At 67.8% G+C, this 17,164-nt stretch carries 15 protein-coding genes and 1 riboswitch; of the genes, 7 read left to right on the top strand and 8 right to left on the bottom strand.

What is annotated here, in order from left to right:
* Nucleotides 1-48 precede the first annotated feature (48 nt).
* On the top strand, nucleotides 49-612 hold the full coding sequence (locus G3545_RS17625; RefSeq protein ID WP_170014574.1) for a fasciclin domain-containing protein: 564 nt from the start codon (nucleotides 49-51) through the stop codon (nucleotides 610-612).
* 5 nt (nucleotides 613-617) lie between these two features.
* On the opposite strand, the gene G3545_RS17620 is transcribed toward G3545_RS17625, so the two are convergent.
* A complete protein-coding gene (locus G3545_RS17620) occupies nucleotides 618-1,151 on the bottom strand; it encodes a chromate transporter (RefSeq protein ID WP_170014573.1) in 534 nt (177 codons plus the stop codon).
* 24 nt (nucleotides 1,152-1,175) lie between these two features.
* The gene (locus G3545_RS17615; protein WP_170014572.1) at nucleotides 1,176-1,751 is read right to left on the bottom strand and encodes a chromate transporter; all 576 of its coding nucleotides are present in this window, start codon (nucleotides 1,749-1,751) and stop codon (nucleotides 1,176-1,178) included.
* A 138-nt stretch (nucleotides 1,752-1,889) separates the two neighbouring features.
* Between G3545_RS17615 and G3545_RS17610 the strand changes: the two genes are divergently transcribed.
* Complete coding sequence (locus tag G3545_RS17610; protein ID WP_170014571.1) at nucleotides 1,890-2,369, top strand: MmcB family DNA repair protein; 480 nt, start codon at nucleotides 1,890-1,892, stop codon at nucleotides 2,367-2,369.
* Nucleotides 2,370-2,583: 214 nt separating this feature from the next.
* On the top strand, nucleotides 2,584-5,304 hold the full coding sequence (gene mutS / locus G3545_RS17605) for a DNA mismatch repair protein MutS (protein ID WP_170014570.1): 2,721 nt from the start codon (nucleotides 2,584-2,586) through the stop codon (nucleotides 5,302-5,304).
* 163 nt (nucleotides 5,305-5,467) lie between these two features.
* Here mutS and G3545_RS17600 read toward each other — a convergent pair whose 3' ends face one another.
* The gene (locus tag G3545_RS17600; protein WP_170014569.1) at nucleotides 5,468-5,977 is read right to left on the bottom strand and encodes a GcrA family cell cycle regulator; all 510 of its coding nucleotides are present in this window, start codon (nucleotides 5,975-5,977) and stop codon (nucleotides 5,468-5,470) included.
* A gap of 401 nt (nucleotides 5,978-6,378) precedes the next feature.
* Here G3545_RS17600 and G3545_RS17595 point away from each other — a divergent pair, with 401 nt between their 5' ends.
* The 3 genes from G3545_RS17595 to G3545_RS17585 all read left to right on the top strand — a co-directional run bounded on the left by G3545_RS17595 (nucleotide 6,379) and on the right by G3545_RS17585 (nucleotide 9,720).
* Nucleotides 6,379-7,587, top strand: coding sequence for an aspartate aminotransferase family protein (locus G3545_RS17595; RefSeq protein ID WP_170014568.1), 1,209 nt, complete (start codon nucleotides 6,379-6,381; stop codon nucleotides 7,585-7,587).
* 5 nt (nucleotides 7,588-7,592) lie between these two features.
* Nucleotides 7,593-8,543, top strand: a complete 951-nt coding sequence (gene argF, locus G3545_RS17590; RefSeq protein ID WP_170018139.1) for an ornithine carbamoyltransferase — start codon at nucleotides 7,593-7,595, stop codon at nucleotides 8,541-8,543.
* A 190-nt stretch (nucleotides 8,544-8,733) separates the two neighbouring features.
* Nucleotides 8,734-9,720: an Hsp33 family molecular chaperone gene (locus G3545_RS17585; protein WP_170014567.1), complete on the top strand. Its 987-nt coding sequence runs from the start codon at nucleotides 8,734-8,736 to the stop codon at nucleotides 9,718-9,720.
* On the opposite strand, the gene argE is transcribed toward G3545_RS17585, so the two are convergent.
* The 4 genes from argE to G3545_RS17565 all read right to left on the bottom strand — a co-directional run bounded on the left by argE (nucleotide 9,717) and on the right by G3545_RS17565 (nucleotide 14,490).
* Nucleotides 9,717-10,880, bottom strand: a complete 1,164-nt coding sequence (gene argE / locus G3545_RS17580; RefSeq protein WP_170014566.1) for an acetylornithine deacetylase — start codon at nucleotides 10,878-10,880, stop codon at nucleotides 9,717-9,719. The genes G3545_RS17585 and argE overlap by 4 nt on opposite strands.
* Nucleotides 10,881-10,941: 61 nt before the next feature.
* The gene (locus tag G3545_RS17575; RefSeq protein WP_170014565.1) at nucleotides 10,942-12,393 is read right to left on the bottom strand and encodes a TrkH family potassium uptake protein; all 1,452 of its coding nucleotides are present in this window, start codon (nucleotides 12,391-12,393) and stop codon (nucleotides 10,942-10,944) included.
* A gap of 269 nt (nucleotides 12,394-12,662) precedes the next feature.
* On the bottom strand, nucleotides 12,663-13,055 hold the full coding sequence (gene apaG, locus G3545_RS17570; RefSeq protein WP_170018138.1) for a Co2+/Mg2+ efflux protein ApaG: 393 nt from the start codon (nucleotides 13,053-13,055) through the stop codon (nucleotides 12,663-12,665).
* A 217-nt stretch (nucleotides 13,056-13,272) separates the two neighbouring features.
* Nucleotides 13,273-14,490 (bottom strand): O-succinylhomoserine sulfhydrylase, encoded by a 1,218-nt coding sequence (locus G3545_RS17565; protein ID WP_170014564.1) that lies wholly within the window; start codon nucleotides 14,488-14,490, stop codon nucleotides 13,273-13,275.
* Between the two features lie 44 nt (nucleotides 14,491-14,534).
* Nucleotides 14,535-14,615, bottom strand: a riboswitch (SAM riboswitch).
* Nucleotides 14,616-14,694: 79 nt separating this feature from the next.
* Here G3545_RS17565 and G3545_RS17560 point away from each other — a divergent pair.
* Nucleotides 14,695-15,825 carry a 2'-deoxycytidine 5'-triphosphate deaminase gene (locus G3545_RS17560; protein ID WP_170014563.1) on the top strand — a complete coding sequence of 377 codons (1,131 nt, stop codon included), beginning with the start codon at nucleotides 14,695-14,697 and terminating at the stop codon, nucleotides 15,823-15,825.
* A 131-nt stretch (nucleotides 15,826-15,956) separates the two neighbouring features.
* Here the strand turns inward: G3545_RS17560 and G3545_RS17555 are convergent, their stop codons facing one another.
* The gene (locus tag G3545_RS17555; RefSeq protein WP_170014562.1) at nucleotides 15,957-17,153 is read right to left on the bottom strand and encodes a GNAT family N-acetyltransferase; all 1,197 of its coding nucleotides are present in this window, start codon (nucleotides 17,151-17,153) and stop codon (nucleotides 15,957-15,959) included.
* Nucleotides 17,154-17,164 lie beyond the last annotated feature (11 nt).

Genomic DNA, 17,164 nt, shown 5'->3' with positions numbered 1-17,164 from the left:
TCCCCGTGACCATGCATCGTCGCATGGCCTGCAACAGGGAGACGTTCGATGAAGATGTCGATCTCGAAGCTCATGGTTTCCGCCGCCATCGCAGGCACCCTCATTGTCGCGCCGGCTTTTGCCGCGACCTCGGTGATCGTCGGCGGCGCGCCGATGATGTCGAACATGAAGATCCCGGAGAATGCCTCGAAGGCCCAGAACCTGACCACGCTCGTCGCTGCCGTCAAAGCCGCCGGCCTCGTCGACACCCTCAACGGCAAGGGTCCGTTCACCGTGTTCGCGCCGACCAATGCGGCGTTCGACAAGCTGCCGGCAGGCACCGTCGACAAGCTGGTGCAGCCCGACATGAAGAAGCAGCTGACCCACATCCTGACCTATCACGTGGTGGCGGGCCGGCTGACGGCGGCGGACCTCAAGGCCGATGCGATGAAGCATGGCGGCACCGCCAAGCTGAAGACCGTCGCCGGTGATACGCTCACCGTCGAGGAGAAGATGGGCAAGTGGGTGGTGGTGGACGAGGGCGGCCACACCGCCATCATCCAGACCGCCGACGTGCTGCAGTCGAACGGCGTGGTCCATGTCATCGACACCGTGCTGATGCCGACCATGTAGTTGAGTCAGAGCAGCCCGAGACCACCCAGCGCACCGCCCAGCGCGAGCATCCATAGGGGATTGATCCGGGTGACGGACAGCGTGACGGCGGCCACCACCGTCACCGCTACCGCCACCCAGCTGCGCGCGGCGGCTTCCGCCAGCAGGAAGCCGCCCGCCGTGATCAGCCCGACGGTGAGCGGCACCAGGCCCGCCTGCACGACGCGGCGCCAGCGGGCATGGCGGAAGCGGTGCCATACGCCGCCGGCAAAATAGGCGAGCACGCAGGTTGGCACGCACATCGCCAGCGTCGTCGCTGCCGCGCCGGCAGCACCGGCGACGTGCCAGCCGATCAGCGTCACCACCAATATGTTCGGGCCAGGGGCCGCCTGCGCGATGGCGAAGGTCTGCGCGAACTGCGCATCGGTCATCCAGCCGGCGACCTCGACCACTTGCCGGTGCATCTCCGGCAGCACCGCATTGGCGCCGCCAACCGCCAGCAGCGACAGCAGCAGGAAATGCAAAGCGAGCGAGCCGACGGGATTGCTGTCCGGGCTCACGGCCAGATCCTCATGGCCAGATCCTCACGGCAACGCCCTCCAGGCCAGCACCACCGAGAGTGGCGCCAGCACCAGCATCACCCAGGGCAGCGGAAAGCCGATCAGCGCCACGCCGGCGAAGGCGGCGAGCGTGATCCCCCAGGTGCGCAGCGTCGGATGGCGCCACATCGGCTCGGCGATGCGCACCACCATGGAGATGATCAGCCCGGCCGCGGCCGCCGCGAAGCCGGCGACCACGCCGCCCAGCGCTTTCACATCGGCGTAGTAGTTGAAGACGATGCCAAGGATGATGACCATGATCGCCGGCACCAGGGTCAGGCCGAGCACCGCCGAGATCGATCCCGCCGGCCCCCGGAAGCGGCTGCCCAGCACCACGGCGAAATTGGTGATGTTCGGTCCGGGCAGGAACTGCGACAGCGACAGCAGCTCGATGAACTCTTCCTCGTTGATCCATTTGTAGCGCTCGACCATCGCGCGGCGGGTGATCGGCAGCACACCGCCGAACGCGATCACGCCAATGGAGAGGAAGCCGACGAACAGCTCGGCGAGGCCAGGATCTGGCCGGTCCGGCTGCGGCGGCTTGGGTTGCGGAGCTGTCATGGAGCGCGAGGCTGGCCGGTCGGGAAGGCGGGAGGAGACAGGCCCCTATAGATCACAGGTGCGTGCTTGGGAACGTGCCTGGCGCGAAGAGGTGCGCGGCACTTTTGGCATGACGGATGGGGCGTTTATGATGCGGGGATGACCGATACCGTGCTCATCATCCCGCTCGACGGCCGCCAGTCGGACGCCGCCCGCGCCATCCAGCGCGGGGCCATGCGCTATCTCGCGGCGTTGGGGCTGTTCGGGGTGTCCGAGCTCTCGCTCGCCTCGGGCCGGCGTGCCGACATCACCGCCATCGATGCCAAGGGCGAGATCTGGATCATCGAGATCAAGTCCTCGGTGATCGATTTCCGCACCGACCGCAAATGGCACGAGTACCGCCAGCATTGCGACCGGCTGTTCTTCGCGGTGGCGCCGGATTTCCCGGTGGAGATATTGCCGGAGGACACCGGCCTGCTGCTCGCCGATGCCTTCGGCGCCGCGCTGATACGCGAGGCGCCGCGCCATCCGCTCCCCGCCCACGTGCGCCGGGCGATGACGCTGCACCTCGCCCGCACCGCGTCGTTGCGCCTGCAGGCGGCCATGGATCCCGAGAGCCTGCTGCCACGCGATCTCTGACAGGGAAAAGCCGAAGCTGCAGTCGGTCTCTCCCTCTCCCCGTTGGGGAGAGGGCTGGGGTGAGGGGTCTTCGCCGCTCCGCAATGGTGCGCCCCCTCACCCCACCGGGGAGAGGGAAATAACGAGTCGGCCTCTTTGAGAGGGTCGATCTCCGACGGGGAAAAGCCGGGTGCGCGGCTTGAGCCGGGCCTCCGTCTCTGCCAGCGTCCCGCCCATGGACGCCTCGCTCAAATCGCCGCTCGCGGACGTCTCGGCCCCGGCCGAGCGCGTCACGCCGATGATGGCCCAGTATCTCGAGATCAAGACCGCCAATCCGGACAGCCTGCTGTTCTACCGGATGGGCGATTTCTATGAATTGTTCTTCGAGGATGCCGAACGGGCGTCCCGCACCCTCGGCATCGTGCTCACCAAGCGCGGCAAGCACCAGGGCGAGGACATCAAGATGTGCGGCGTGCCGGTGGAGCGCGCCGAGGAATATCTGCACAAGCTGATCGCCGCCGGCCACCGTGTCGCGGTGTGCGAGCAGTTGGAAGACCCCGCCGAGGCGAAGAAGCGCGGCGGAAAAAGCGTGGTGCGCCGCGACGTCACGCGCCTCGTTACGCCCGGCACCCTCACCGAGGACGCGCTGCTGGACGCTCGGCGCGAGAACGTGCTGGCGGCGCTAGCCCGGCTACGCGGCAGCGAGCCGGACGGAGCCGTCTATGCGCTGGCCTTCGCCGATATCTCCACCGGCTCGTTCCGCGTGCTGGAAACCGACGCAAGGCGGCTTGCCGCCGATCTCGCGCGCATCGAGCCGGCGGAATTGCTGGTCGCCGACCAGCTCTATGACGATCCCGACCTCCGCGAATTGTGGCGCAGCCTGCCGGCAGTGACGCCGCTGCCTAAGGAGAGCTTCGACGGGGCGGGCGCCGAGCGGCGGCTCTCCGGCTTCTTCGAGGTGGCGACGCTCGACGCCTTCGGCAGCTTCTCGCGCCCGGAGCTGGTCGCGGCCGCCGCCGTGGTCGCCTATGTCGAGCGCACCCAGCTCGGCCATCGCCCGCCTTTGGTGCCACCGGTGCGCGAGGCCGGTGCTGACATCATGGTGATCGACGCCGCAACGCGGGTGAACCTCGAGATCCTGCGCACCACCACCGGCGAGCGCACCGGCAGCCTGATCGCCAGCATCGACCGCACCGCGACCTCGGCGGGCGCGCGCCTGCTCGGCCGCCGCCTCGCCGAGCCGCTGACCGCCCCGGCGCTGATCGACCGCCGGCTCGATGCCGTCGCCCATCTGGTCGAGAATGCCGAATTGCGGGCACGCCTGCGCGGACATCTCGCCGGCGCGCCGGACCTCTCCCGTGCGCTCACCCGCATCGTGCTCGGCCGCGCCGGGCCGCGCGATCTCGCCGCCATTGGCCGCGGCCTCAAGGAAGGCACAGAGGTCGCCCGCCTGATCCGCATTGCCGCCTCTCCGGAAGAATTGGAGATGGCGGCTGCGGCACTGGCGGCGGTCGATGATGCATTGCCGGCTCTGCTTGGCTCCGCGCTCGCCGACGAGCTCCCTGCCTATCGCCGCGACGGCGGCTTCGTGCGGACCGGCTTCGATGCCGATCTCGACGCCACCCGCGCGCTGCGCGACGAAAGCCGGCGCGTGGTGGCGGCGCTGGAGCGGCGCTATGTCGAGGAGACCGGCGTCCGCACCTTGAAGATCCGGCACAATGCCGTGCTCGGCTATTTCGTCGAGGTCTCGGCGGCAAATGCCGACCGGCTGCGCGAGCCGCCTTTTGCTTCCATCTTCGTGCATCGCCAGACCATGGCGGGCGCGATGCGCTTCACCAGCGTCGAGCTCGGCGAGCTGGAGGCCAGGATCGCCAGCGCCGGCGAGCGCTCGCTCGCTCTGGAGCAGGCGATCTTCGATCGGCTGGCGGCCGAGGTGACCAATGCCGGCATGAGCATCCGCACTGCGGCCGAAGCGCTGGCTGCGATCGATGTCGCCGCCGGGCTGGCGACGCTGGCGATCGAGCAGAATTATGTGCGCCCGGAGATTGATGGCGGGCTCGCCTTTGCCATCGACGGTGGCCGCCATCCGGTGGTCGAGCAGGCGCTGCGCCGCGACGGCGGCCCGTTCGTCGCCAATGATTGCAACCTGTCGCCTCCGGAGCGGGAAAAAGCCGGTCGCATCTGGCTGGTCACTGGCCCGAACATGGCGGGTAAATCGACCTTCCTGCGCCAGAACGCGCTGATAGCCATCCTCGCCCAGGCCGGCAGCTTCGTGCCGGCACGCGCCGCCAGGCTCGGCGTGGTCGACCGGCTGTTCTCCCGCGTCGGCGCGGCGGACGATCTCGCGCGCGGGCGCTCGACCTTCATGGTGGAGATGGTCGAGACCGCCGCCATCCTCAACCAGGCGACCGAGCGCTCGCTGGTCATACTGGACGAGATCGGCCGCGGCACCGCGACTTTTGACGGCCTCTCCATCGCCTGGGCCAGCCTCGAGCATCTGCACGAGACGAACCGCTGCCGGGGGCTGTTCGCCACGCATTTCCACGAGCTGACCGCGCTGTCGCAGCGCTGCCGGCGCCTCGTCAACGCGACGGTGAAGGTGAAGGAGTGGGAAGGCGAGGTGATCTTCCTGCACGAAGTCGTGCCGGGCGCCGCCGACCGCTCCTACGGCATCCAGGTGGCGAAGCTCGCCGGCCTGCCGGCCCCAGTGGTGGAGCGGGCGAAGGCGGTGCTGGCCGAGCTGGAATCCACCGAGCGCAGCGCGCCTACCCGGCGCATCCTCGACGACCTGCCGCTGTTCGCGGCCTTGAGCCGTCCCGCGCCGGCACCGGCAAAGGCCGATCCGGCGGCGGAGGCGGTGAAGACGGCGCTGGCGGAGATCGATCCCGACGAGATGACGCCGCGCGAGGCGCTGGAGGCGCTCTATCGGCTGAAGGCGGCGGCGCGGGGCGGGTAAGAGATCAACACTTAAGAGGTCATCCCGGCCGAAGCGGAGCTGAGCGCCGGGATTGTTCGCCATTTTGGGTGCCGGCTAAGAGGCGCACCCGGACTTCATTCGCGATCCCGGATATGGCCTGCGGCCATTCCGGGATGACGGCTTCAAGTGGACCGGATGCGGCTCACACCCGCGCGGCGCGGGCGTGGGTGCGGCGACGGTCCTGCACCGGCTGATAGGCGATGCGGGAGTGGTAGGCGCAATAGGGCAGGCCGATCTTGGTGTGGCTGCCGCAATAGAAGAAATCCGGCTTGCCGGGATCGCCCACCGGCCAGCGGCAGGTGAACTCGGTAAGGTCGAGAATGGTGCAGCGGTCGGCCATCGGAATGACGTTGGCGACCGGATCCGGCAGGTCTTCCGGCTCCTGCTCGATCACCGGGTGATACACCGGGGCGAGCGCGGTATTGCCGTGGACCATCGGACGCGGGCGCGCTTCGGTGACCGGGCGGGGCTTGCGCGGGCGGGGCGCAGGCGAGGAAACCGTCTTGGCGCGGCCCGACAGGCCGAGGCGGTGCACCTTGCCGATTACCGCGTTGCGGGTGATGGAGCCGAGCTCAGCCGCAATCTGGCTTGCCGAAAGTCCCTCAGCCCAAAGCTTTTTCAGGAGTTCGACGCGCTCGTCGGTCCAGTTCATCATGTGCCTCCTTCGTGTTCGAGGCGGAATCCCTCACCCGCGCCAAATCGGTGACCCGACTGGCTCAACGCCGCCAACGCTACAGGGAGATATCCGCCGCACGAGATGTCGTATCTGACGAGACGGAGGCTACAATAGGAGCGGACTCCCGGCGAGATGCGTTCCCTATGAAAGCACCGTTTTCCCCAATTGAGAGTCCCCGCTGCAACACTTCGATGCTACCGCCGTACCATGGCTGAATCCGTTACCGCGCGATGCGCGCGACGCGGCGGTTGACCCGCCGGGCCGATCCGATAAAATTCCGGCCATAAGGGTGCCGCCCCCAGCAAGGGCGGCACGTTTCGTTTTGGACCCAGCAATGCCTCATCGAGGCAGTCGCGCCGGAAAGACCGGAGGGGAATGTGATCGACCCCATCCTGCCGACCTATAATCGGATTGACCTCGTGTTCGAGCGCGGCGAAGGCGCCTGGCTCATCACGGAGGACGGCGAGCGATATCTCGACTTCACCGCCGGCATCGCGGTGAACGTGCTCGGCCATGCGCACCCCTATCTGGTGGCGGCGCTCACCGAACAGGCCGGCAAGCTCTGGCACACCTCGAACCTGTTCCGCATGGAAGGCGGCGAGAAGCTGGCCAGGCGGCTGATCGCGGCCACCTTCGCCGACACCATGTTCTTCACCAATTCGGGCGCCGAGGCGCTGGAATGCGCGATCAAGATGGCGCGCAAGTACCAGTACGCCAACGGCCAGCCCGAGCGTAACCGCATCATCACCTTCGAGGGCGCCTTCCACGGCCGCACGCTGGCGACCATCGCCGCCGGCGGCAATGCGAAGTATCTGGAGGGCTTCGGCCCGGCGATGCCCGGCTTCGATCAGGTGCCGTTCGGCGACCTGGAGGCGGTGAAGGCCGCCATCACGCCGGAGACCGGCGCCATCCTGATCGAGCCGGTGCAGGGCGAAGGCGGCGTGCGTGGCGCGTCCTGGCAGTTCCTGCGCGATTTGCGCGCGCTCTGCGACGAGCACGGCCTGCTGCTGGTACTCGACGAGGTGCAGTGCGGCGTCGGGCGCACCGGCAAGCTGTTCGCCTATGAGTGGGCCGGCATCGAGCCGGACATCATGGCGGTCGCCAAGGGCATTGGTGGCGGCTTCCCGGTCGGCGCCTGCCTCGCCACCGAAGAGGCGGCCAAGGGCATGACCGCCGGCACCCATGGCTCGACCTATGGCGGCAACCCGCTCGCCATGAGCGTCGCCAACGCCGTGCTCGACGTCGTGCTGGAAGACGGTTTCCTCGACAAGGTGCTGGCCACCGCCTCGCGGCTGCGCCAGCGCCTCGCCGAGCTGAAGGACCGCCACCCGGCGGTGATCGCCGAAGTGCGCGGCGAGGGCCTGCTGCTCGGCCTGCGCACGCTGGTGCCGAACATGGAGCTGGTCGCCGCCATGCGCGAGGAGCACATGCTGGTGCCGTCCGCGGCCGACAATGTGGTCCGCCTCTTGCCTCCCCTGAACATCGGCGAGGCCGAGATCGAGGCGGCGTTCACCCGCATCGACGCTGCCTGCGCGAAGATCGAAGCCGGATTGAAGGCGGACGCCGTGAAGGGGGCCGCGGCATGAATGATATGGGTAACGGCAATGGCGGCGGCGGAGCCCACGGGCTCCGGCACTTCCTCGATATCGACCAGGTGTCGTCGGGCGAACTGCGTCATCTGATCGACCTGTCGCGCGACCTCAAGAGCCGCCGCAAGGCGGTGGCGGCGGAGAAGCCGTTCGCCGGCAAGGTGCTGGCCATGGTGTTCGAGCAGCCCTCGACCCGCACCCGCATCTCCTTCGACGTGGCGATGCGCCAGCTCGGCGGCGAGACCATCATGCTCACCGGCGCCGAGATGCAGCTCGGCCGCGGCGAGACCATCGCCGACACCGCGCGGGTGCTCTCGCGCTATGTCGACGCCATCATGATCCGCATCCTCGATCACGATGCACTGGCCGAACTTGCCGCCAATGCCACCGTGCCGGTGATCAACGGCCTGACGCGGCTCTCGCATCCGTGCCAGATCATGGCCGACGTCATGACCTTCGAGGAGCACAAGGGGCCGATCCGGGGGCGCACCGTCGCCTGGACCGGTGATTCCAACAATGTGCTGGCCTCCTGGATCCACGCCGCGCAGCGCTTCGACTTCGCGCTCAACGTTGCCACCCCGCCGGAGCTGGCGCCGCGCGCACCGCTGATCGACTGGGTGCGCCGCAGCGGCGCGCGGGTGACATTCGGCGCCGATGCGGAAGCGGCGGTCGAAGGCGTGGATTGCGTCGTCACCGACACCTGGGTGTCGATGGGCGACGAGGAGGCCGAGCGCCGCCACAATCTCTTGAAGCCGTATCAGGTTAACGGCGCTTTGATGAAGCGCGCGGCGCCCGGCGCCATCTTCATGCATTGCCTGCCCGCCCATCGCGGCGAGGAAGTCACCGACGAGGTGATGGACGGCCCGCAATCGGTGGTGTTCGACGAGGCGGAGAACCGGCTGCACGCGCAGAAGGGCATCCTCGCCTGGTGTCTGGAGAATGCGGGGGCCTAGATGGTCCCATCGATTGCCGTCATCCCCGGCCTTGTGCCGGGGATCTCGATGCGAAAGGCGCAGGATTACTGACGCGCCGGCGGAATCGAGATGGCCGGGACAAGCCCGGCCATGACGTTATGACGGATCGCAGGGGCTGTGCAGGCAGCCCTCGCGCATCGCAATTGGCGCACCTATATGGGCGGGCGACATGACATCACAGACCTCCCCCGCCCGCTCGCCCCGTCCCGACGTTGTCGATGACCGGGTGACGCCCTTCCACGTGGACGCGCTCGACGTGCGCGGCCGCATCGTACGGCTCGGGCCCTCGCTCGACGCTGTGCTGGCCCATCACAAATACCCGCCGGCGGTGAAGCGCCTGCTCGGCGAGGCGGTGGCGCTGACTGTGCTGCTCGGCTCGACGCTGAAGATCGACGGCCGCTTCATTCTGCAGACCCGCACCGACGGGCCCGTGGATTTGCTTGTGGTCGATTTCACCGCGCCCTCCAGCGTGCGCGCCTATGCCCGCTTCGATGCCGAGCAATTGGCGGCGCTGCCCGAGCGCACTGACAGCGGCGCGCTGCTCGGCCGCGGCCATCTCGCCATGACCATCGACCAGGGCGTCCAGCTCAATCGCTACCAGGGCGTCGTGGCGCTGGAGGGCGGTGGGCTGGAGGAAGCCGCGCACCAGTATTTCCGCCAGTCCGAGCAGATCCCGACCAAGGTCCGACTTGCGGTCGCCGAGGAGGTGCATGCCGGCGGTGCCGCCTCCTCCTGGCGGGCTGGCGGCTTGATGGTGCAGTTCCTGCCGACCGAGGGCGGGCGCATCCGCACCGTCGATCTCGATCCTGGCGACGCCCCGGAAGGCACCGAACTGCCCGAGGTCACCGAGGACGACGCCTGGATGGAGGCGCAGTCGCTGGTCGGCACCGTCGAGGATGTCGAGCTGGTCGACGTCGATCTCTCCAGCGAGCGGCTGCTCTACCGGCTGTTCCACGAGCGCGGCGTGCGGGTCTTCGAGCCCGAGCCGATGGAAGCCCGCTGCTCCTGCTCGCGCGAGCGCGTCATGAACGTGCTGGCAAGCTTCCCGCAGGAAGAGCGTGCCGAACTGGTCGAGGACGGCAAGGTCACCGTCACCTGCGAGTTCTGCGGGCGCGGGTACGAGTTCAAGGCTGAAGAGGTTGTGGGGGCAAACTAGCCCTCGCACTCCACAATCACGCCCTTCAGGAACCGCTCGCACGCCCGCAGCTGCGCCACGTCGATGAACTCGTCCGGCTTGTGGGCCTGGTCGATCGAGCCGGGGCCGCACACCACGGTGGGTATGCCCTGCGCCTGGAAGTGGCCGCCTTCTGTGCCGTAGGCGACCGTGTAGGTCTGGTTCTGGCCGGCCAGCCGCAAGGCGAGTGTCTCTGCTTCCGAGCCGGGCTCGGGGGCGAGCGGGGGGACCTTGTAGGTGAAGTCGGTGACGATGGAGGCCTCCGGCGCCGTGGCGCGCAGTTTCGGCAATACGGTCGCGTTGGCGAAAGCCATGAAGCGCGCCACCAGCGCGTCCTCGTCGAAGCCGGGCAGGCCGCGCACGTTCCAGCGCACCTTGCATTCGCGCGGCACGATGTTGCTCGCCGTGCCACCGTCGATCATCACCACCTGCACCGTGGAACTTGCCGGGCTGAAGCGGCCGGACGGGTCTCCGAGCTCGATCAGCTCGGCGCGGTAGCGGTCCAGTTCGCCGATCAGCTCGGCCGCGGCGAAGATGGCGTTGGCGCCGAGTTGCGGCATGGAGGAATGCGCCTCGCGGCCGGTCACCGTGGTGACGTAGCCGATGCCGGACTTGTGGGCGTCGACCACCTTCATCAGGGTCGGCTCGCCGACGATGCAGGCTCTCGGCTTCGGCAGGTCGACGCCGAGCCGCCGCACCGCGGGCACCACGCCGGTGCAGCCGAGTTCCTCGTCATAGGAGACGATAAGGTGGAGCGGGGTGGCGAGTTTTGCCGCCACCATGTCCGGCACCAGAGCGAGGCAGGCGGCGACGAAGCCCTTCATGTCGCAGGAGCCGCGGCCGTAGAGCCGCTCGCCCTTCGGCGTCAAAGTGAAGGGATCGGTGGTCCAGGGCTGGCCGTCGACCGGCACCACGTCGGAATGGCCTGAGAGGCAGATACCTGAACGATCGGACGGACCGATGGTGGCGAACAGGCTGGCCTTGTTGCCTTCCTCGTTCGGGATCAGCGTGCTGGCGACGCCGTACGCCTCCAGATAGTCGCGCACAAAGCCGATCAGCGGCAGGTTCGAATTGCGGCTGGTGGTGTCGAAGGCGACCAGATGCGCCAGGATTTCCTCGGTGCTGGTGCGAGCTTCGAGCATGAACATTCCCCTCTAGAGAGGAACACCATAAGGGCACGCCGAGGCTCGTCCAGCGCTCCTTTCAGCGCACCCAGAAACGCGGCAGGAACAGCACCAGCACGGTGAAGAGTTCGAGGCGCCCGAGCAACATGCCGAAGGACAGCAGCCAGATCACATGGTCCGGCAGCGCCGAGAAGTTCATTGCGGGCCCGATCACCTGGCCGATCCCCGGACCGACATTGGCGACTGCGGTGACGGCCGCGGAGAACGAGGTAGCGAGGTCGAAGCCGAGCGCGTTCACCGCGATGCCGATCGCCATGAAGCAGGTGAGATAGAGGAAGACGAAGGAAAGCACCGACGTCACCACCTCGTCGGAAATCGGCGCGCCGCCATAGCGCACCGGGAACACGCCGCGCGGATAGACGATCCGCTTCATGTGCTGCACCAGCGCCGAGCCGACAATGGCGAGGCGGAAGGTTTTCAGGCCGCCGGCGGTGGAGCCGGTGCAGGCGCCGAGGAACAGCAGGATGAAATAGAGCGCGTCGGTCGGTGGGCCCCAATTCGTATAGTCGACCGTGACGAAGCCGGTGGTCGACATGATGGAGACGACATTGAACAGCGCCCAGCGCAGCGCCGTCTCGCCATGAGCGATGCCGCCGCGTACCTCCTCGAAAAAGCCGATGAAGGTGAAGGCGGCGACCAGGCAGAAGAACAGCCGGACCTCGGTATTGGCGACGAGGCGCGAGAAATCGCCTGCCAGTACGCGGACATAGAGCACGAAGGGCAGCGAGCCGGCGAGCATGAAGACGATCGCCGCATAGTCCACCGCCGCACTCTTGAAATAGCCGAGCGAGGCGTCGTGGGTGGAGAAGCCGCCGGTCGAGATGGTCGACATGGCGTGCGCTACCGCATCGAACGCGCTCATGCCGCAGAACATGTAGGTGATGGCGCAGAGCAGCGAGAGCACGAGATAGGTGCCGAGTATGCTCTTGGCCATCTGCGCGGCGCGCGGCAGCAGCTTCTCCGACTTTTCTGAGGATTCCGAGCGGAACAGCTGCATGCCACCGACCTGCAGCATCGGCAGGAAGGCGATGGCGAGCACGATGATCCCGATGCCGCCATACCAGTGCAGGAAGGCGCGCCAGATCAGCACGCCGGGCGGGCGGGTGTCGAGGTTCGAGACCACGGTGGCGCCGGTGGTGGTGAGCCCGCTCATCGCCTCGAAATAGGCGTCGGTGAAAGTGAGGTGGGTCTGCGCCCACATGAAGGGGATGGCGGCAAAGCCCGAGAGCACCACCCAGCTCAGCGTGGTGAGCAGGAAGGCCTGGCGCAAATCGAGTTTTTCCACCGCGCCGGAGCGCCCGGAGAGCCAGAGCGACAGCCCGACGAAGACGGTGACGGCGGCCGAGCCAACATAGACGATGAAGTCCGGCTGCCCGGCGACGAGGTCGACCAGCGCCGGTATCATCATCGTGGTGCCGAGAATGGCGAGCAGGACGCCGAGCACGGCGGCGATCGGGCGGAGATCGATCACGGTCTGTCCGGCATCGCGCGTTCGGCTACGGGGTTCTCGGCAAAAAGGGGCTGGCGAGAGGCGGCTGGGGAAGTGTGCGGCGACCATAGCCGCTTCGCTTCTGGCGCGGAAGGGAGCGGCGGCCTCTCCGGCCGCGTCATCCCATTCTGGTCGTCAGCCCGGACGACGCGAAGCGTCGAGCCGGGATCGCAGGAAGGTGAAGAGCGTTTGCGCGATCCCGGCTCGGCCTGCGGCCGTCCGGGCTGACGGCTAGGTGACGGCAAGCTCTTTCAGTTCAGCGTCCGCGTCGCGTCCGGCAGGTCGAGCGAGAAAGCGGGCACCTCGGCGGAGAAGATCTCGCCGCCCTCGGTCACCAGCGAATAGGAGCCTTCCATGATGCCGGTCGAGGTCGGCAGCGGCACGCCGCTGGTATATTCGAAATGCGCGCCGGGCGGCAGGATCGGCTGCTCGCCGACCACGCCGGCGCCGCGCACCTCCTGCACCCGGCCGAGCGCATCGGTGATCAGCCAGTGCCGGCTCTTGAGCTGCACCGTCTCGGCGCCGAGATTCACGATCTCGACCGTATAGGCCCAGAAATACTGGCTGCGATCGGGATCCGAACGCTCCGGCGCGAAGCGCGGCGTGACGGTTACCTGAACGCCTCTGGTGGTCGCCCGATACATGCCGCCTCCTGCACTCGCCGCCGCCTCGGCAGTGAAGGGCTTTTGCGCGGCGAGGGCAAGGCGGCGAATCCCCACGGCGATTTGCACGCGGTCAAAATCCCCCACGCCGTCATGGCCGGCCTTGTGCCGGCCATCTCGGTTCCCGATGCGCTGTCCGGAATCGAGATCCCCGGGACGAGCCCGGGGATGACGGTTGTGAGGGACGTATAGGCTGCCTTCACACCGCCTTGAGCGCGCCGGCGAGGTCTTCCGCAAGGTCCTCGACATGCTCCAGCCCGACCGAGAGCCGCACCATGCCGTCGGTGATCCCCATCTCGGCTCGTGCATCCGGGGTGAAGCGCTGGTGGGTCGTGGTCGCCGGGTGGGTGACCAGGCTCTTGGCGTCGCCGAGATTGTTGGAGATGCGAGCAATGCGCAGCGCGTTGAGGAAACGGAACGCGCCGGCCTTGCCACCCTCCACCTCGAAGGTCACCAGCGTGCCGCCGCCCAGCATCTGCTTGCGGGCGAGCGCCGATTGTGGGTGATCGTCGCGGAACGGGTAGATCACCTTGGTGATCTTGGCCGCGACGGCCAGCCGGTCGGCGAGGTTGGCCGCGCTTGCCTGCGAACGTTCGATCCGCAGCGGCAGCGTCTCCAACCCCTTCAGCATCACCCAGGCATTGAAGGGCGATACTGAAGGACCGGTCTGGCGCAGGAAGGTCTGCAAATGGTCGGTGAGGAATTGCTGTGAGCACAGCACCGCGCCGGCGAGGCAGCGGCCCTGGCCGTCAATGTGCTTGGTCGCGGAATAGACCACGATGTCGGCGCCGAGCGTCAGCGGGCTCTGCAGCATCGGGGTAGCGAACACATTATCGACGATCAGCTTCGCGCCGGCCGCCTTCGAGATCGCGGCGACGCCGGCAATGTCGATGATCTCCAGCGTCGGATTGGTCGGGCTCTCCAGGAAGAACACCTTGGTCTCCGGCCGCACCGCCGCCTGCCAGGACGCGAGATCGGTGCCGTCGACCAGTGTCGAGGCGACGCCGAAGCGCGGCAGCAGCTCCTCGACCACATAGCGGCAGGAGCCGAACAGCGCGCGCGCCGCCACTACATGGTCGCCGGCCTTGAGCTGGCAGAGCAGCGCGGCGGTCACCGCCGCCATGCCGGAGGCGGTGGCGCGGGCCACCTCGGCGCCTTCCAGCAGCGCGAGGCGGGTCTCGAACATCGAGACCGTCGGATTGGAGTAGCGCGTATAGATGAAGCCGGGATCTTCGCCCTTGAAGCGCGCTTCCGCCTGCTCGGCGCTGTCATAGACATAGCCCTGCGTCAGGTACATCGCCTCCGCGGTCTCGCCATAGGGCGAGCGCAAGATGCCGCCATGGACCAGGCGGGTATCGGGACGCAGCGCGGCGATATCGGCGGGGGAAAGCTTCTCGGAATTGGACTCTGCGGTCATGGGCGGCTCCGGTGGGCGCATACAGGCCGGAGCTATCGCGCATGTGCTGCGCCGCCCCGACCTTTTAGCATCCTTGTTTAGCGTGGCGGCAAGCCGGTCGGCTCAAATTGACCACGTATGGCCGGGGATTACTCCCGGGCGCGCCTTGGCGTCAAGAGCCGCGTCCGTTAAACCGAACGACATTGGACGTTTAGGAGATCGGGCATGGCCGGGGCGATCCCCGAAGCGGTGCTGCCGCAGACGGGCGAGGGCATCTTGCCCGGTCATGCGATCGAGGCGCTCGCCGGACGCGGCGCGATCCGCACCGTGCGCCCGTTCGATGCCGACCAGGTGCAGCCGGCGAGCCTCGACCTGCGCCTCGGCGCCGTGGCCTGGCGCATCCGCGCCAGCTTCCTGCCCGGCCCCGGCGTGAGCGTTGCCCAGCGGCTGGACCAGCTTGCCTTGCATCAGCTCGATCTCAGCAAGGGCGAAGTGCTGGAGACTGGCTGCGTCTATCTGGTCGAGCTCCAGGAGGCGCTGGCGCTGACGCCCGATATCGCCGCCTCCGCCAATCCGAAAAGCTCCACCGGCCGGCTCGACATCTTCACCCGGGTGATTGCCGACCGTACCCGCGCCTTCGATGTCATACCGGCTGGCTATAATGGTCCGCTCTACCTTGAGATCAGCCCGCGCACCTTCCCGATCCTGGTGCGCGAGGGCTCGCGGCTGTCGCAGATTCGCTTCCGCCGCGGCGACGCCCGGCTCGACGAGGCCGCGCTCGGCGCACTGAACCGGCGCGAGCGGCTGGTCGATGGCGCGAGCGCCGACGTGTTGGGGGGCGGCATTGCGGTCAGCGTCGATCTCTCGGGCGACGGTTTCGGCGGCCTGCTCGGCTTCCGCGCCAAGCGCCATACCGGACTGATCGATGTCGACGCCCGCGCCGCCTGCGATGTCGAGGATTATTGGGAGCCGTTGGCGACACGCGGCCGGCGCGAACTCATCCTCGATCCCGATGCCTTCTACATCCTGGCTTCGAAGGAGGCGGTGCATGTGCCGCCCGACCATGCGGCGGAGATGGTGCCGTTCGACCCGCTGGTCGGCGAATTCCGGGTGCATTACGCCGGCTTCTTCGATCCCGGCTTCGGCCATGAGGCGGCCGGCGGGCGCGGCGCCCGCGCAGTGCTGGAGGTGCGCTCGCGCGAGGTGCCGTTCATCCTGGAGGACGGCCAGATCGTCGGGCGCCTGGTCTATGAGCGCATGCTGGAGCGCCCGCGCGTGCTCTATGGCGAGGGACTCGGCTCGAACTACCAGGCCCAGGGCCTGAAGCTTTCCAAGCATTTCAAGGCGTGGCGTTGACAGTTAAGTCCGTCATCCCGGCCGGAGGCGAAGCCGCAGAGCCGGGATCGCGTGACGGGAGTGCGCCCGGATTCCGCGGACGATCCCGGATCGGCCTCCGGCCGTCCGGGATGACGACCGGATTTAAGGTGTCAGTCTCGCCCCGGCCGCAGCACGGCCATGAGCCGGGTGCGCACGCCTTGCGGCAGCGCGAGATAGGTGGCCTTCACCAGCGGGCGCAGCATCTGGTCCCACAGATGGACCCGGGCGCGGCCCTTGAGGCTCACCGGCACTGCGTAATCCTGCACCTCGGTGACGCCGCTGGCCCAGGTCAGCTTGTACGGCATCACCGGCACCAGCAGGTCGACGGTTGAAAGCCCGCGGGCAAAGCCGGTCTCGATCACGTTCTTCAGATGCAGCTTGCCCGGGCTCTCCTCGCCCATGGTGAAGTCGCGGCTCGCCACGAAGGCGTAATAGCGCCCACCATGGACGAAACCCCATTGCTCGGCGATCGGCGTGCCATTGTGAGTGAGCGACATGGCGAGCAGTTCGAGGTCGCTATCCACCAGCGACAGGCAGAAATCGAGGAAGTTCTGGTCCTGGAAGGCGCGCGAGGTGAGCCCCTGGTCTTCCAGCCGCTGCGCCCGGCCGAGCACGGTGCGCCCGATCACGCCCATCGTTTCGATGTGGTTCGCTGCCACGCTGTGCTCCACCGGGCCGCTGCGCTCCAGCCGGTTGCGGGCGTTGCGCATGTTCTTGCGGGTCTTCGCCTTCACCGTGGCGTGGTATTCGGCGAAGTCCTCGAAGCTGGAGAGCGCAACGAACGGGGCGCCGGCACTCGCGCCGGTGCGCACATGGCGAGGTGGCAGGCCCTGGCGCAGCGCGCTGTCCTCGCGCACCTTGAGCAGCGAGACCACGTCGCAGCGCGCCTCGCGCACCGCCGCCGCCAGCATCTCGCGCACCGCTTCCGCCGGATCGACATCAGGCGCCAGCAGCACGTCGGAATATTGCTGGAAGCCGTCGCCGAGCGCGACCAGCAGCGTGCAGCCCTGCGCGCGCACCCGCTCCAGCGGCAGCACGCCCTTCAATTCGCCGTCGCGGCGCAGCGTGACGATGAAAGGGTCGAACCCGGTATCGCGCCGGCCTGAGAAATCGAACACCGCGCGGCACCAGCCGACGCTCTGGAACAGCACGGCGTGGGCGGAGCCTGCCTCAAGCGCAGCCCATTCCGGTGCGACCGCCTCGAACGCCTCGCGCGAACGCACGAGGCGTGCGGCCAACCGCGAGCCATCGGTGCGCGCGCCAGTGACGCTCGCGGGCGCGGAATGGAACTCGGCGGCGAAGCTCATCTCGGCGGTGC

It is taken from the genome of Starkeya sp. ORNL1, from assembly GCF_012971745.1.
In the GTDB taxonomy this organism is placed as follows: domain Bacteria; phylum Pseudomonadota; class Alphaproteobacteria; order Rhizobiales; family Xanthobacteraceae; genus Ancylobacter.
Note: the sequence above shows the minus strand (reverse complement) of the source record. Positions and strands in the feature narration are given on the sequence as shown.

Bases quoted from the DNA above. Each gene is read 5' to 3' on its own strand.
- G3545_RS17625 (WP_170014574.1), top strand. From the start codon at position 49: ATGAAGATGTCGATCTCGAAGCTCATGGTTTCCGCCGCCATCGCAGGC.
- G3545_RS17615 (WP_170014572.1), bottom strand. From the start codon at position 1,751: ATGACAGCTCCGCAACCCAAGCCGCCGCAGCCGGACCGGCCAGATCCT.
- G3545_RS17610 (WP_170014571.1), top strand. From the start codon at position 1,890: ATGACCGATACCGTGCTCATCATCCCGCTCGACGGCCGCCAGTCGGAC.
- mutS (WP_170014570.1), top strand. From the start codon at position 2,584: ATGGACGCCTCGCTCAAATCGCCGCTCGCGGACGTCTCGGCCCCGGCC.
- G3545_RS17600 (WP_170014569.1), bottom strand. From the start codon at position 5,977: ATGAACTGGACCGACGAGCGCGTCGAACTCCTGAAAAAGCTTTGGGCT.
- argF (WP_170018139.1), top strand. From the start codon at position 7,593: ATGGGTAACGGCAATGGCGGCGGCGGAGCCCACGGGCTCCGGCACTTC.
- G3545_RS17585 (WP_170014567.1), top strand. From the start codon at position 8,734: ATGACATCACAGACCTCCCCCGCCCGCTCGCCCCGTCCCGACGTTGTC.
- argE (WP_170014566.1), bottom strand. From the start codon at position 10,880: ATGCTCGAAGCTCGCACCAGCACCGAGGAAATCCTGGCGCATCTGGTC.
- apaG (WP_170018138.1), bottom strand. From the start codon at position 13,055: ATGTATCGGGCGACCACCAGAGGCGTTCAGGTAACCGTCACGCCGCGC.
- G3545_RS17565 (WP_170014564.1), bottom strand. From the start codon at position 14,490: ATGACCGCAGAGTCCAATTCCGAGAAGCTTTCCCCCGCCGATATCGCC.
- G3545_RS17560 (WP_170014563.1), top strand. From the start codon at position 14,695: ATGGCCGGGGCGATCCCCGAAGCGGTGCTGCCGCAGACGGGCGAGGGC.
- G3545_RS17555 (WP_170014562.1), bottom strand. From the start codon at position 17,153: ATGAGCTTCGCCGCCGAGTTCCATTCCGCGCCCGCGAGCGTCACTGGC.